The organism is Paucibacter sp. XJ19-41 (assembly GCF_028462495.1).
In the GTDB taxonomy this organism is placed as follows: Bacteria; Pseudomonadota; Gammaproteobacteria; order Burkholderiales; family Burkholderiaceae_C; genus Roseateles_E.
This window is the reverse complement of the sequence record NZ_JAQOWX010000010.1, coordinates 24,340-39,250: the sequence shown is the minus strand read 5'-3', so window position 1 is coordinate 39,250 and position 14,911 is coordinate 24,340. Positions and strand designations below refer to the sequence as shown.

Sequence of the window (14,911 nt, the reverse complement as noted above, 5' to 3'; positions counted from 1 at the left end):
GCCGCCATGAATGCACCGCATCCGCTGATGCCTGTCGACCCGACCCACACCGCCGCCGCCGGGCATGAGGACGCCCCGCACGCCGCCCGGCTGCGCGAGATTCCCTACAACTACACCTCCTTCTCCGACCGCGAGATCGTCATCCGTCTGCTGGGCACGCGTGCCTGGGAGCTGTTGAACCGGCTGCGCGAGGAACGCCGCACCGGCCGCTCGGCCCGGATGCTGTACGAGGTGCTGGGCGATATCTGGGTGGTGCAGCGCAACCCCTATCTGCAGGACGACCTGTTGGACAACCCGAAGCGCCGGGGCCAGTTGATCGAAGCGCTGAACCACCGGCTGCACGAGGTCGAGAAGCGCCGCGACCCGGCCAGCGACCCTCAGCGCGACGCCTCGGTGGGCGAGCTGCTGGCGGCGGCGCGCCGGGCGGTGCAGCAGTTCTCCAGCCAGTTCGACGAGGTGGCCGAGCTGCGCCGGCGCGCCACTCGCCTGCTGGGCAAGCGCACCGCCAAGGACAATATCAAGTTCGACGGCCTGTCGCGCGTCTCGCATGTGACCGACGCGACCGACTGGCGGGTCGAGTACCCCTTTGTCGTGCTGACCCCGGATACCGAGGCCGAGATGGCCCATCTGGTCAAGGGCTGCATCGAGCTGGGCCTGACCATCATCCCGCGCGGCGGCGGCACCGGCTATACCGGCGGCGCCGTGCCGCTGGTATGGAACAGCGCGGTCATCAATACCGAGAAGCTTGAAGCGCTGCGCGGCGTCGAGGTGATGGCGCTGCCCGGCGTCGACAAGCCGGTCGCGACGATCTGGAGCGAGGCCGGCGTCGTCACCCAGCGCGTGGCCGACCTGGCCGAGCAGCATGGCTATGTGTTCGCGGTCGATCCCACGTCGGCCGAGGCCAGCTGCGTCGGCGGCAATGTGGCGATGAATGCCGGCGGCAAGAAGGCCGTGCTGTGGGGCACGGCACTGGACAATCTGGCCAGCTGGCGCATGGTCACGCCCGAGGCGAAGTGGCTGGAGGTCATCCGGCTCAACCACAACCTGGGCAAGATCCATGATGTGGAGACGGCCAGCTTCGAGCTGCGCTATTTCGATGCCAGCGGCAAGAAGCTCGAGCGCACCGAGGTTCTCAACATCCCTGGCCGCACCTTCCGCAAGGAGGGCCTGGGCAAGGACGTTACCGACAAGTTCCTGGCCGGCCTGCCCGGCATCCAGAAAGAGGGCTGCGACGGCCTGATCACCAGCGCCCGCTGGGTCGTGCATAAGATGCCCGCCCATGTGCGCACCGTCTGCCTGGAGTTCTTCGGCAACCCGAAGGACTGCGTGCCCTCCATCGTCGAGATCCGCGACTTCATGTTTGCCGAGGCGCAAAAGCCCGGCGGCGCCATTCTTGCGGGCCTGGAGCATTTGGACGACCGCTATCTGAAGGCGGTGGGTTACGCCACCAAGAGCAAGCGCGGCGGCCTGCCCAAGATGGTGCTGGTCGGCGACATCGTCGGCGAAGACGCCGATGCGGTAGCGCGGGCGACCTCCGAGGTGGTGCGCCTGGCCAACGGCCGCAGCGGCGAGGGCTTTGTCGCGATCAGCGCCGATGCGCGCAAGAAGTTCTGGCTGGACCGCAAGCGCACCGCCGCGATCTCCAAGCACACCAATGCCTTCAAGGTGAACGAGGACGTCGTGATCCCCTTGCCGCGCATGGGCGAGTACACGCTGGGCATCGAGCGCATCAATATCGAGCTCTCGCTGCGCAACAAGCTGGCCCTGGTGGACGAGCTGCAGGCCTTTTTCGAGCGCGGCAATCTGCCGCTGGGCAAGACCGACGATGCCAGCGAGATCCCCAGCGCCGAGTTGCTCGGCGACCGCGTCGCGCAGGCGCTGAGCCTGCTGGCCGAGGTGCGGGCGCAGTGGCAGCAGTGGATGCAGGAGCTGGATATAGCCCGTGGCGAGGAACGCAGCTTCTTCGACCAGCTGCAGGACCACAGCCTGCGGGCCTCGTGGAAGACCCAGATCTTCAAACCGCTGCAGGACATCTTCAGCGGCGGCGCCTTCGCGCAGATCCTGGACGAATGCAAACGCATCCACAAGGAAGTGCTGCGCGGCCGGGTCTGGGTGGCGCTGCACATGCATGCCGGCGACGGCAATGTGCACACCAATATCCCGGTCAACTCCGACAACTACCAGATGCTGCAGACGGCGCACGAAGCCGTCGCCCGCATCATGAAGCTGGCACGCAGCCTGGACGGCGTGATCTCGGGCGAGCACGGCATCGGCATCACCAAGCTGGAGTTCCTCAGCGACGCCGAGCTGGCGCCCTTTGCCGACTACAAGGCAAGGATTGACCCCGAGGGCCGCTTCAACAAAGGCAAGCTCTTGCGCCTGGGCGGCCCCGAGTCGCTGACCACCTATGCCGATCTGACCAATGCCTACACCCCGAGCTTCGGGCTGATGGGCCATGAGTCGCTGATCATGCAGCAGAGCGATATCGGTGCGATCGCCGACAGCGTCAAGGACTGCCTGCGCTGCGGCAAGTGCAAGCCGGTCTGCGCGACTCATGTGCCGCGCGCCAATCTGCTCTACAGCCCGCGCAACAAGATCCTGGCGACCTCGCTCTTGGTCGAGGCCTTCCTCTACGAGGAGCAGACCCGCCGCGGCGTCTCGATCAAGCACTGGCAGGAGTTCGAGGATGTGGCCGACCATTGCACGGTCTGCCACAAATGCGCGAATCCCTGCCCGGTCAAGATCGACTTCGGCGATGTGACGATGAATATGCGCAATCTCTTGCGCAAGATGGGCCAGAAGAGCTGGCGCCCCGGCAATGCCGCCGCGATGCTGATGCTCAATGCCACCAATCCCGAGACCATCAAGCTGGCACGCAGCGCGATGGTGGGCGTGGGCTTCAAGGCCCAGCGCCTGGCCCACGACCTGCTGAAGACTTTTGCGAAGAAGCAGACCGCCGCGCCGCGCGCGACCCTGGGTGCCGCGCCGATCAAGGAGCAGGTGATCCACTTCATCAACAAGAAGCTGCCGGGCGGCCTGCCGAAGAAGACCGCGCGGGCGCTGCTGGATATCGAAGACAAGGACTACGTCCCCATCATCCGCAACCCCAAGGCGACGACGGCCGAGACCGAGGCGGTGTTCTATTTCCCGGGCTGCGGCTCGGAGCGCCTGTTCAGCCAGGTGGGCCTGGCGACCCAGGCCATGCTCTGGCATGCCGGGGTGCAGACCGTGCTGCCGCCGGGCTATTTGTGCTGCGGCTACCCGCAGCGCGGCTCGGGCCAGTTCGACAAGGCCGAGAAGATCATCACCGACAACCGGGTGCTGTTCCACCGCGTCGCCAACACGCTGAACTACCTGGACATCAAGACCGTGGTGGTGAGCTGCGGCACCTGCTATGACCAGCTCCAGGGCTATAAGTTCGAGGACATCTTCCCGGGCTGCCGCATCATCGACATCCACGAATACCTGCTGGAGAAGGGCATCACACTCGACAGCAAGCAGGCCTTCCTCTACCACGACCCCTGCCACAGCCCGATGAAGCTGCAGGACCCGATGAAGACGGTCAAGGCCCTGGTCGGCGCCGAGGTGGTCAAGAGCGAGCGCTGCTGCGGCGAGAGTGGCACGCTGGGTGTCACTCGTCCCGACATCTCGACCCAGATCCGCTTCCGCAAGGAGGAGGAGCTGCGCAAGACCGAGACCCAGTTGCGTGAGAGCGGCAAGGTCGCGGCTGCCGAGAACCTGAAGATCCTGACCTCCTGCCCGAGCTGCCTGCAGGGCCTGAGCCGTTATGGCGGCGACCTGCAGAACGGCCTGCTGGAAGCTGACTACATCGTCGTCGAGATGGCCAACCAGATCCTCGGCAAGGACTGGATGCCGGAGTACGTGGCCAAGGCCAACGCCGGCGGCATCGAGCGCGTGTTGGTCTGAACGGGCGGCTGATCAGACGCGAAAACGGCCGACCTGCTGCACGAGCTTGTCGGCCTGCTCCTGCAGGCTCTCGGCGGCGGCCGTGCTCTGCTCCACCAGGGCCGCGTTTTGCTGCGTGCCCTGATCCAGATCGGCCACGGCCGCGTTGATCTGGCCCACGCCGATGGCCTGCTCGCGGGCGGCGGTCGAGATCTCACCGATGATGCCGGCCACGCGCTTGACGCTGCCCAGGATCTCCTGCATCGCCGTGCCGGCCTCGCCGACCAGGCGGGCACCGGACTCGACCTTCTCGCCGCTGCTGCTGATCAGGCTGCGGATCTGCTTGGCCGCTTCGGCGCTGCGCTGCGCCAGCACCCGCACCTCGCTGGCCACCACCGCGAAGCCGCGCCCCTGCTCGCCGGCGCGGGCCGCCTCGACGGCGGCGTTCAGCGCCAGGATATTGGTCTGGAAGGCGATCGAGTCGATGGTGCCGGTGATCTCGGCGATTTGGGCGCTGGCGCCGCGGATCTGCTCCATGGTCTGCACCACCTGCGCCACCACCTGGCCGCCATGCTCGGCCGCCTGGTCGGACGCGCCGACGAACTGATGCGCCTGCTCGGCGGCGGCCGCCGTCTGGCTCATCGAGCCGGACAGCTCTTCCATCGCGCCGGCCGTCTCCTGCAGGCGGCTGGCCGACTGCTCGGTGCGCTGCGACAGATCGCGGCTGCCGGCCGCCACCTCGGCGCTGGCCAGACCGATCTGGTCGCTGGCGCGCGAGACCTCGGCAATCGTGCCCGCGAGCTGCTGGCGCATGGTTTCCACGCCGGTCGCTAGCGCGCCGATATCGTCGCGGCGTGCGACACCGACCGGCTGAGTCAGATCACCGTCGGCAATCGCTTGCACCGCGCCGTTCAGCGCTTCCAGCGGCTGGCCCACCCAGCGGCGCAGCAGCGCGGTGATGCCCAGGCCCAGCACCAGCACGGCCAGCATCATCAGGCCCCACAAGGCCTGCAGCGAACGGTAGTGCGCGGCCAGCGCGGTCGATTGCGAGGCCTCGGGCACCACCCACCAGCCGGTGCCCTCGCTGCGCTGCGCCACCGCGAAAGCGTCGTCATGCTTGTCGTTGTACAGGGCCGGGGCCTCGCTGAGCAGGCCCTTGGGCGCCTCGGCCAGCGCTTTCAGCAGGCGTTCGGCACCATCCGGCAACAGCTCGGCCAGCTTCTTGCCCTGGGCGCTCGGATGGGCGCGCAGATAGGCGTCGGCGGCCGACTTGGCCGGGTCGATGATGTAGAGGCCGCCGCTCTCGTAGAGCTTCACGGCCTGGGCCATCGCCACCAGCTCCTGCTGCAGGCCGCGCATATCGAAGCCGACGAAGAGGATGCCGACCACCTGGCCCTGGGCGTCCTTGATGGCCTGGTAGCGCGTCATGAAGGGCACACCGAACAGCGTGGCCGGGCCGACATAGCTGCCGCCGGCCATCATCTTGGCGAAGGCCGGATGCTGGCTGCCCAGCAGCGTGCCCATCGCGCGCGAGCCATCCTGCTTGGTCAGCGAGGTGGTGATGCGCATGAAGTCCTCGCCCTTGCGCGCGAAGATGGTGGCCACGCCACCGGTCTTGGCGCTGAAGCGATCCACCAGACCCAACTCGCCGGCCAGGGCCTGGCCCTCGTGCGTCAGCTCGGCCTCGCCTTGCAGCGCGAAGCTGCCGGTCAGCTCGGCGGCCAGCACCGCGTAGAGCCGGTCGGCCGATTGACGGGCGGTGCGGTCCAGCGCATCGGCTACCCGCGCGACGGCGGCGGCCTCGCTGGCCATGTAGTCAACGCTGCGCTGGCGCGCCTGCTCGGTCAGCAGCCAGGAGATCAGGGCGCAGATGGCGATCAGCAGGGTGGCGATGCCCAGGCAGGTGATCAGCGAGACGCGGCGCGCCACGCTGGCGTAGCCCAGGGTCGCTGCACGGGGGTCGGAGTTGTCGATTCTCATGATGCTCTTCGGTGGCGAGCCAGGCATTGCGATGCGCACGCGCGGCTCTCGCTGCAGCCGGGTGGGCTCAGCGGGGTCTATGCATGGGGATCGGTGCCATGCCGCAGAACGAGCCCTGAGGGCGTGCTCGCCTTGTCTATGCGGCTGGCGCTGGTGCTTGGAAGAGAGGCGCGGTCCGCGCATCGCACTCGCCCGATCGGGCAAGGGCGCAATGTACGGCAATCGCCCCGCCCCGGGGGCGCCGAGCTATCAGAAACCCGGATCTCGTGGCTTGATCTCGATCAATCCGTGAAAAATTTGCAGGCCCGTCGTTCAGTCGGCCGCGAGCTTGCGCTCCCGGATCAGCGCATGCCAGAACTGGGTTTCCTGCTGCACGAAGCGGCCCAGCGTCGGCCCGTCGCTTGGGGCCACTTCAAGGCCGAAGTCTTCCAGCCTGGCCTTGACCTCAGGCAGTGCGATGGCCTTCTGCATCTCGGCGGTGAGCCGCTTGACGATAGGCTCGGGCGTGCCCTTGGGTACGAACAGCCCCTGCCAGGCCGCCACGTCCACGCCCTTGAGCCCCAGCTCGGCAAAGCTTGGCACCTCGGGCAGCTGCGGCACGCGCTTGGGCGACAGCACGGCCAGCGCCCGGAGCTTGCCGGCGCGGATATGCGGCAGGCCGGCGGCCGTGTCCAGAATGCCCATGGGCAGTACGCCGGCGATCAGGTCCTGGGTCGAGAAGGCCGTGCCGCGGTAGGGCACATGGACGATGAAGCTGCCGCTGCGCTCCTTCAGCAGCTCCATCGCCAGATGGTGCGGGCTGCCGATGCCTGGCGAGGCATAGCTGTACTTGCCGGGGCTCTTGCGCACCTCGTCCAGCCATTGGCGGGCGCTGCTGAAGCCGGAGTTCGGATTCACGACCAGGATCAGCGGGAAGCGCGCCATGAAGCCCACCGGCGTGAAGTCGCCGGGGGCATAGGGCAGCTTCTTGTACATCGCGCTGTTGAACACCATCGCGCCGTTGTCGCCGGTCAGCAGGGTGTAGCCATCGGCTGGCGCCTTGGCCGCCACATCGGTACCAATCATGCCGCCGGCGCCGGGCCGGTTCTCGATCACCAGGGTCTGGCCCAGCTGCGCGCCCAGTGCCGGGGCGAGCTGGCGCGCCAGGAAGTCCGAGCCGCCGCCGGCCGGGTAGGCCACGACCCAGCGTATCGGTTTGCTGGGCCAGGTGTCGGCCTGAGCCGCCAACGGGGCCAGGGCCAAAAAAGCCAGTCCAAACGGGGCAAGGCAGAACAGGCGGCGGGTCATCAACGGAGTGGGCATCAGCAGTCCTTGGCGGTGGGCAGGCAACACAGTGCCGCCCATCTTAGAGGGCCACCGCCGCCGCTGCGCTGTCAGTTCTCCTGCAGCGCCACGCGATAGCTGCCGTCTTCGTCTTTCGGCGCCACGAAGCTGATCTCGAAGCTGTAGAGCTGGCCGTCCGTGGCCTGCTTGGTGCACTGCATGGCATTGACCGCACGGCGCACGGCGGTACGGTAGGCCAATGGCCCGCCCTGCGACTTGACCTCGGTGGTGTCCTCGCCCTGCAGGCGGAACGAGACGCGCACCGTGGCCTCCTGCTCTTCGAGGTGCCAGGACCTTTCCAGTGCCTCTTGCAGTGTGGCGGCGACGCCCGGGCAGCTGCGGCTGACATCGCGGCGCACCGGTTCGCCTTGCTTGCCGCTGACTTCGACGCGCTTGAGCCCCTCGGGTTGAGACTGGGCTTGGGCCAGGCCGGCGAGCAGAAGCAGTGCGGTGGCGCTCAGTGTGCGGTACAGGGTCTTGGTCATGGGGATCTCCTTGATCGATGGCTGTCGGTGGGTGCGAAGAACCGGAGCGCTGGCTCCGGAACATGGGCACAGCCTAGGGTTGCCCCTGGGGTCGGACCAAGGTCACCGCGACCAAATGCCAAAGCCGGAGGATGATCGACCGGATTTCGCGACGAACTGATTTCGTCACAAACCCCGCTGCGACGGGCCTTGCGTGCCGGAAGTCATGACGAAGCCGCGTGGCCGGTTACAGTGCCTCTGCCATGGACATCACCACTCAATCCGACTGCCCGCTGTGCCGCGACGACGGCGGTCTGCTGGTCGCACAAACCCCGTTGTGGCGCGTGATCCGCGCCGAGGAGGCCGCGTTCCCGGCTTTTTATCGCCTGATCTGGCGCGCCCATGTGGCCGAGTTCAGCGATCTCGACGCCGTCGCTCGCTTGGCCTGCATGGAAGCCGTCAACCGCATCGAGAGGCTGCTCAGGCAAGACCTGGCCCCGACCAAGATCAATCTCGCCAGCCTGGGCAATGTCGTGCCCCATCTGCACTGGCATGTGATCGCCCGCTTCGACTGGGACAGCCACTACCCGAACCCGGTCTGGGGCAGCGCTCAGCGCCCCGCCGATGAGGCCCGACTGGCGGTGCTGCGTCAGCGCCTGCCGGCGCTGGACGCGGCCATCGCGGCCGCCGTGACGGCCGCGGACTGAGCCCTCACCAGACCCTGATCGGCTCGGCCGCCACCATCGCGTCACCGGGTTTGCAGGCAAAGGCCTGGGCAAAGGCCGGCAGATTGGACATCGGGCCCAGCACCCGGTACTTGGGCGGCGAGTGCTGGCCGGTGCGCAGCTGGTTGATCAGCAGCTCGTTGCGCATCTTGGTGCGCCAGATCAGCGCGTTGGACAGGAAGAAGCGCTGCTCGGGCGTGTAGCCGTCGACCTTGTCGCGGGCGCCGCTGCGGGCCAGTGCGCGCTGCAGGCCCTCGAAGGCGATCGGCATGCCGGCGATGTCGGAGATGTTCTCGCCCAGCATCTGCTGGCCGTTGATGCGCTGGCCCGGCAGCGGCTCATAGCCGCTGTAGAGCGCGGCCACCTGCGCGGCCCGGGCCTGGTAGGCGGCCGCGTCCTCGGGCGTCCACCAGTCGGCCAGATTGCCGACGCTGTCGTACTGGCGGCCGCGGTCGTCGAAGTGGTGCGTGATCTCGTGGCCGATCACCATGCCGATGCCGCCGTAGTTGACCGCGTCATCGGCCCGGGCGTCGAAGAAGGGCGGCTGCAGGATGCCGGCCGGAAAGATGATCTCGTTGAGCCCGCCGGCAAAGGCGTTGACGATGTGCGGGCTGGTGGTCCAGCGCGAGCGGTCCACCGGCCGGTCCAGATCGGCCAGGCGCTGGGCGCTCTGCCAGGCGCTGACGCGCAGCGCATTGCCGGCGTAGTCATCGGCCTTCAGTTGCAGTCCGGCATAGTCGGGCCAGCGCTCGGGCGCGCCTATCTTCAAGGCCATCGCGTCGAGCTTGGCCAGCGCGCGCTGCTTGGTCGGCGCGCTCATCCAGGCCAGGCCCTCGATGCGGCTGCGCATCGCTGCCTTGATATCGGCCACCAGTTGCAGCGAGCGCGCCTGCGCCTCGGCCGGGAAGGCTTTGGCCACGAAGAGCTCGCCCAGGGCCAGGCCCACTGGCGCGCTGCCGGTGCGCCCGCCGATGCTCACGATCACGTCTTCGCTGCGCGGCGCTGGCGCCTTCAGCCCGGCGATGGCGGCGCCGTGATAAGCGAAATGTGCGTCGGCAAAGACCTTGGGCAAGCGCGCCGCGCTGGCGTCCAGCAGGCGCAGGCTCAGATAGCTGCGCCAGACGGCTGGCGCGGCGTCGGTCGCCAGCTCGCCCAGTCGCTGGGCGAACTCGGGCTGGCCCATGATGAAACGCGCCACGCCTTCGGGCCGGCCGGTGTAGGCGGCCAGATAGGCGGCCCAGTCGAAGCCCGGCGCGGCCGCCGCCAGTGCCTTGGCATCGAAGGGGTTGTAGTTGGCGTTCGGTTCGCGCAGCTTGACGCGGGTGCGCGAGGCCTCGGCCAGCCGGGTCTCGAAAGCCATCAGCGCCTCGATATCGGCGGCCTCGGCCGGCAGTCCGGCGGCCGCCAGCAGCGTCTTGGCGTAGGCGCGATAAGCGGCCTGCAGGCGAGCCGAGACCGCATCGCTCTTGAAATAGTCCTCACGGTCGGGCAGGCCCAAGCCGGCCTGGGCAAAGATCAGCGCATGGCGGCGCGTGTCCTTGGGGTCGTGCCAGACATAGGCGTTCAGCGGTGCCGCCACCTGCACCCGGTTCAGTGCCGCCAGCGCCGCCGGCAGATCGGCCGGCCCGCGCAGCGCCGCGATCTGGGCCAGCAGCGGCCGCAAGGCCTTGAGGCCGCCGGCCTCGATGGCGGCCAGGTCCATGCCGCTGGCATAGAAGGCCGCCACGGCTTTCAGCCCCGGGCTGGTCTGCAGCGCCGGTTTGGCGATCAGCTCGTCCAGGCCTTGCTGCAGGATGGCGTCATTGGCGATGCGCAGATCGATGAAGCTGCCGATGCGCGCGCGACCGTCGGGCAGCGGCGTGGCGGCGTCCCAGCGGCCGTTCACAAACTCGTAAAAGTCATTGCAGGGGGCAACATCGGGCGACAGATTCTTGAGGTCCAGCGCCTGCGCCGAGGGCAGGGCGAAGGTGCCGGCGATCAGCAGGGCGGCGGCGATTTTTGTCAGGCGTGGCATCGGTTTTGGTGCGATCTTGGATGAGCCGGCCAGCGTAGCGGCAAGCAGCGCTGTCGGCCATCGGGACCGCCATCGGCGCCCGGGTTTGCCCGCCCTGCAAGGGTTGACAGGTGGGCGATATGCGCCCGTTTGGCGTGCCTACACTGCGCCCACTTTCGCGGGCCGGGTCCGGAACCGGCCCGCGGAAGCCACTGCCGCCGCCGGGCTATCCGCTCGTTCTGGCGGAGATCAGGCTCCCCACCGGGGGCCAGCCAGGGCGTCATGCCGCGCAAGGCCAAGCGCCCGACTTCGGAGAGTTTCATTCATGCACTCACTTCGTCGATTCCGTGCCGGCCGCAAGCCGGTCTTGCTGGCGCTGGCGCTGGCCGCTGCCGGTGCCGCCCAGGCCGGCCAGTCCGCCGCCGAGGCCGATGACCCGGGGCTGCGCGCCGTGCCGAGCAGCGAGACCGATCGCCTGATCATCAAGTACCGCGATGCCAGTGAGGCCGTGCTGGAGCGCGGCCAGCTGGTGACCCGGGCCCGGGTGCTGGAGGCCGGCACCTTGAGCCAGCGTGTCGAGCGGGCTCGCGGCCTGGTCTCGCAGCGCGGCCTGAAGCTGCAGCTGCTGCGCCAGAGCGGCGTCGGCGCCCATGTGATGGGCCTGGACCGCGCCCTGCCGCTGGCCGAGATGCAGGCGCTGGCGGCCCGGCTCAAGGCCGAGGACCCGGACATCGAGTACGCCGAGCCCGACCGCAAGATGTATGCGCTGCTGACGCCCAATGACAGCCAGTACAGCCAGCAATGGGATCTGTTCGAAGCCACCGGCGGCATCCGCGCGCCGGCCGCCTGGGACTTGGCCACCGGCGCCGGCGTCGTGGTGGCGGTGATCGACACCGGCATCCGCCCCCATGCCGATCTGTCCGGCCAGACCGTGGCCGGCTACGACATGATCGCCAATGTGCCCACCGCCAATGACGGCGGCGGCCGCGACGCCGACCCCAGCGACCCGGGCGACTGGAGCAGCGCCGGCCAGTGCGGCGCCGGCAGCGGCGCGCGCAACAGCAGTTGGCACGGCACCCATGTGGCCGGCACCATCGCGGCGCGCACCAATAACGCGGCCGGCATCGCCGGCATTGCCTTCAACGCCAAGCTGCAGACGGTGCGGGTGCTGGGCCGCTGCGGCGGCTACACCTCGGACATCGCCGACGGCATCATCTGGGCCTCGGGCGGCAGCGTGCCCGGCGTGCCGGCCAATGCCACGCCGGCCAAGGTGCTGAACCTGTCGCTGGGCGGCGGCGGCAGCTGCGACAGCACGACCCAGAGCGCTGTCAACGGGGCCCGCTCGCGCGGCTCGGTGGTGGTGGTGGCGGCCGGCAACTCCAATGCCAATGCCGCCAACTTCAGCCCGGCCAGCTGCTCGGGCGTGGTCACGGTGGCCGCGACCGACCGCTACGGCGCGCGCGCCCCGTACTCCAATTACGGCGCGGTCGTGGCGCTGGCCGCGCCCGGCGGCAACACCGGCGCGGGCACCAGCAACGGCATCCTGTCCACCTTGAACACCGGCACCAGCACGCCGGCCGCCGACAACTACGCCTTCTACCAGGGCACCTCGATGGCCGCCCCCCATGTGGCCGGGGTCGCGGCCCTGATGTTCAGCGCCAAGCCCAGCGCCACGCCCGACCAGATCGCCGCCGCGCTGAAGAGCAGCGCGCGCGCCTTCCCGGGCACTTGCAGCCAGTGCGGCAGCGGCCTGCTGGACGCGCACGCGGCGGTGCTGGCCATCAGCGGCCCCCCGCCGTTGCTGGACGAAGTCGAGCCCAATAACAGCCTGGCCCAGGCCAATGCGGTGGCCGCGCCGCGCAGTCTGCGCGCGGTGCTGTCCAGCAGCACCGATTCGGACTACTTCCGCGTCAGTCTGCCGGCCGGGCGCACCCTGTCGGCCAGCCTGCCCATGCCCAATGGCAGCACCGACTACGACCTGCACATCGTCAACAGCGCCGGTACCGTGGTCGCGCGCAGCGAGCGCGATGTCGGCCTGACCGACAGCGCCAGCTACCGCAACGCCGGCAGCACGACTCAGAACTTCTATGTGCGGGTCTACTACTACAGCGGCAGCACCAATGTGAACTACTCGCTGAGCCTGAGCTGGTAAGTCGTCATGGCGCCTTGGTCGGCGCGGTCTGTCATGGTTTTGTCATCGTTGGCGGGTCAAGCTCGCGGTTTTGGCATCCACCCAGACGAGGCAGACCGCAATGGCCAAGGATTTCCTGACGATGGAAGACAGCAACCGCAGCGCCAACACCAGCATCCACGAGGTTTCCGACCCGGCCCGCCGCAGCTTGCTGCGCGGCGGCCTGGGTCTGGGCCTCGGCGGCCTGCTGGGTCTTGGCGGCTGCGCCAGCGGCGGGGTCCTGGGTGGCCCGCTGCTGGGTTTCAAGAGCGTGCCGGTGTCGACGGCGGATGCCATCGTGGTGCCCGAGGGCTACAGCGCCCAGGTGATCGCGGCCTGGGGCGAGCCGGTCGGGCTGTCGGGTGAGGACAGCGCCTTTCGCTTCGACGGCAGCAACACGGCGGCCCAGCAGGAAACCCAGCTGGGCATGCACCACGACGGCATCCATTTCTTCGCCCAGGAGGGCTCCAAGTCCGGCCTGCTGGTGATGAACCATGAATACAGCGACGATGGCCTCTTGCACACCGACGGCATGCAGAGCTGGAACGCCCAGAAGGTGCGCAAGGCCCAGGCCGCACACGGCGTCTCGGTGATCGAGGTACAGCAGCAGCCCAGCGGACGCTGGGAGCTGGTGCGGCCTTCGCCCTGGGCGCGCCGCATCACCGCCTACACGCCGATGCAGCTGGCCGGCCCGGCCGCCGGCCACGCGCTGATGCAGACCGCGCAGGACGCCAGCGGCCGCCGCGTGCTGGGCACGCTGAACAACTGCGCCAGCGGCATCACGCCCTGGGGCACCTACCTGACCTGCGAAGAAAACTTCATCAACTACTTCAAGGGTCCGGACGCGCCCGATGCGCACCAGCGCCGCTGGGGCCTGCGCAAGGGCGACCCGGCCGGCTACCGCTGGCACGAGCACGACGAGCGCTTCGACGCGGTCAAGCATCCCCACGAGCCCAACCGTTTCGGCTGGGTGGTCGAGATCGACCCCTTCAACCCCAGCAGCGTGCCGGTCAAGCGCACCGCGCTGGGCCGCGCGGCCCACGAGGGCGCGACGGTGGCGGTGACCCAGGACGGCCGCGCCGTGGTCTATATGGGCGAGGACGCCCGCTTCGAGTACATCTACAAATTCGTCAGCCGCGACAAGATTCGCCCTGGGGGCTTGGCCGCCAATAGCGAGTTGCTGGACCACGGCACGCTCTACGTCGCTCGCTTCGACGCCGATGGCACGGGCCGCTGGCTGGCGCTGAGCCAGGGCCAGGGCCCGCTGAGCGCGGCTGCCGGCTTCGCCGACCAGGGTGAGGTCGTGATCAAGAGCCGCCAGGCCAGCGATCTGCTGGGTGCTACCAAGATGGACCGGCCCGAATGGATCGCGGTGGACAAGGAGGGCTATGTCTACTGCACGCTGACCAATAACAGCAACCGTGCCGGCGACAAGCAGCCGGCTGTCGATGCGGCCAATCCGCGCGCCAACAACAGCATGGGCCACATCATCCGCTGGAAGGAGCAGGGCGATTTCGACGCCACGACGCTCGCCTGGAACCATTTCGTGCTGGCCGGCGACCCGGCCAACGAGCGTGCCGAGGCCAAGGGCAATATCAAGGGCGATGCCTTCGGCTGCCCCGACGGCCTGTGGGTCGATGGGCGCGGCGTGCTGTGGATACAGACCGATATGTCCACCTCGGCGATGGGCAAGGGCGATCTGGCCCGGCTGGGCAATAACTGCATGCTGGCCGCCGATCCGCGCAGCGGCGAGGTGCGGCGCTTCCTGACCGGCCCGGCCGGCAGCGAGGTCACCGGTGCGACGATGACGCCCGATGGCCGCACCATGTTCATCAATATCCAGCACCCGGGCGAGAGCCCCAGCGAGCGCAGCGACCCGGCCCAGCCGCGCCGCTTCTCCAACTGGCCCGACCAGCGCCCCGACGGCCGGCCCCGCTCGGCCACCGTGGTGGTGCGCAAGCTCGATGGTGGGGTGATAGGCAGCTGAAGGGCAGGGCTGTTTGGGCTGGGTCCCATTTTGGGACTAAACTCCGGCCATGCGCGTCATCGCTGTCAAGCAGCTGCGGGATTTCTGGCTGCGTCATCCCGATGCCGAGCAGGCGCTGAGGGCTTGGTTCGACGAGGCCAGCAAGGCCCGCTGGCTGACGTCACAAGATATCAAGCGAGCTTATGCCAGTGCCAGTTTTCTGGCAGGGCGACGCGTCGTGTTCAATATCAGGGGCAATCAGTACCGGCTGGTGGTTGCGGTGGCCTACCGCTATGAGGCGGTCTACATCAAGTTCATCGGCACCCACGCGCAGTACGACGCCATCGATGCCGCCAGCGTCGAGACCGAGTGAAGAGAGAGCGC

Annotated in this window: 9 protein-coding genes; 5 read left to right on the top strand and 4 right to left on the bottom strand. The window is 68.4% G+C overall.

What is annotated here, in order from left to right:
- Window positions 1-6 precede the first annotated feature (6 nt).
- Window positions 7-3,927, top strand: coding sequence for a DUF3683 domain-containing protein (locus PO768_RS04310; RefSeq protein WP_442953172.1), 3,921 nt, complete (start codon window positions 7-9; stop codon window positions 3,925-3,927).
- A gap of 12 nt (window positions 3,928-3,939) precedes the next feature.
- On the opposite strand, the gene PO768_RS04305 is transcribed toward PO768_RS04310, so the two are convergent.
- The 3 genes from PO768_RS04305 to PO768_RS04295 all read right to left on the bottom strand — a co-directional run bounded on the left by PO768_RS04305 (window position 3,940) and on the right by PO768_RS04295 (window position 7,694).
- On the bottom strand, window positions 3,940-5,886 hold the full coding sequence (locus PO768_RS04305; RefSeq protein WP_272645052.1) for a Cache 3/Cache 2 fusion domain-containing protein: 1,947 nt from the start codon (window positions 5,884-5,886) through the stop codon (window positions 3,940-3,942).
- Window positions 5,887-6,198: 312 nt separating this feature from the next.
- A complete protein-coding gene (locus PO768_RS04300; protein WP_272645051.1) occupies window positions 6,199-7,188 on the bottom strand; it encodes a Bug family tripartite tricarboxylate transporter substrate binding protein in 990 nt (329 codons plus the stop codon).
- 71 nt (window positions 7,189-7,259) lie between these two features.
- Entirely contained in the window at window positions 7,260-7,694 is a 435-nt protein-coding gene (locus PO768_RS04295) for a hypothetical protein (protein ID WP_272645050.1), read from the bottom strand.
- Between the two features lie 242 nt (window positions 7,695-7,936).
- Here PO768_RS04295 and PO768_RS04290 point away from each other — a divergent pair, with 242 nt between their 5' ends.
- Window positions 7,937-8,380 carry an HIT family protein gene (locus tag PO768_RS04290; protein WP_442953171.1) on the top strand — a complete coding sequence of 148 codons (444 nt, stop codon included), beginning with the start codon at window positions 7,937-7,939 and terminating at the stop codon, window positions 8,378-8,380.
- Between the two features lie 4 nt (window positions 8,381-8,384).
- On the opposite strand, the gene PO768_RS04285 is transcribed toward PO768_RS04290, so the two are convergent.
- Entirely contained in the window at window positions 8,385-10,412 is a 2,028-nt protein-coding gene (locus PO768_RS04285; RefSeq protein ID WP_272645049.1) for a M13 family metallopeptidase, read from the bottom strand.
- Window positions 10,413-10,716: 304 nt separating this feature from the next.
- Here PO768_RS04285 and PO768_RS04280 point away from each other — a divergent pair, with 304 nt between their 5' ends.
- The 3 genes from PO768_RS04280 to PO768_RS04270 all read left to right on the top strand — a co-directional run bounded on the left by PO768_RS04280 (window position 10,717) and on the right by PO768_RS04270 (window position 14,900).
- Complete coding sequence (locus PO768_RS04280) at window positions 10,717-12,543, top strand: S8 family peptidase (RefSeq protein WP_272645048.1); 1,827 nt, start codon at window positions 10,717-10,719, stop codon at window positions 12,541-12,543.
- 100 nt (window positions 12,544-12,643) lie between these two features.
- A complete protein-coding gene (locus tag PO768_RS04275; RefSeq protein WP_272645047.1) occupies window positions 12,644-14,548 on the top strand; it encodes a PhoX family protein in 1,905 nt (634 codons plus the stop codon).
- Between the two features lie 49 nt (window positions 14,549-14,597).
- A complete protein-coding gene (locus PO768_RS04270) occupies window positions 14,598-14,900 on the top strand; it encodes a type II toxin-antitoxin system HigB family toxin (protein ID WP_272645046.1) in 303 nt (100 codons plus the stop codon).
- Window positions 14,901-14,911: the final 11 nt, after the last annotated feature.

Coding starts and splice junctions, on each gene's coding strand:
- PO768_RS04310 (WP_442953172.1), top strand. CDS start 7: ATGAATGCACCGCATCCGCTGATGCCTGTCGACCCGACCCACACCGCC.
- PO768_RS04305 (WP_272645052.1), bottom strand. CDS start 5,886: ATGAGAATCGACAACTCCGACCCCCGTGCAGCGACCCTGGGCTACGCC.
- PO768_RS04300 (WP_272645051.1), bottom strand. CDS start 7,188: ATGCCCACTCCGTTGATGACCCGCCGCCTGTTCTGCCTTGCCCCGTTT.
- PO768_RS04295 (WP_272645050.1), bottom strand. CDS start 7,694: ATGACCAAGACCCTGTACCGCACACTGAGCGCCACCGCACTGCTTCTG.
- PO768_RS04290 (WP_442953171.1), top strand. CDS start 7,937: ATGGACATCACCACTCAATCCGACTGCCCGCTGTGCCGCGACGACGGC.
- PO768_RS04285 (WP_272645049.1), bottom strand. CDS start 10,412: ATGCCACGCCTGACAAAAATCGCCGCCGCCCTGCTGATCGCCGGCACC.
- PO768_RS04280 (WP_272645048.1), top strand. CDS start 10,717: ATGCACTCACTTCGTCGATTCCGTGCCGGCCGCAAGCCGGTCTTGCTG.
- PO768_RS04275 (WP_272645047.1), top strand. CDS start 12,644: ATGGCCAAGGATTTCCTGACGATGGAAGACAGCAACCGCAGCGCCAAC.
- PO768_RS04270 (WP_272645046.1), top strand. CDS start 14,598: ATGCGCGTCATCGCTGTCAAGCAGCTGCGGGATTTCTGGCTGCGTCAT.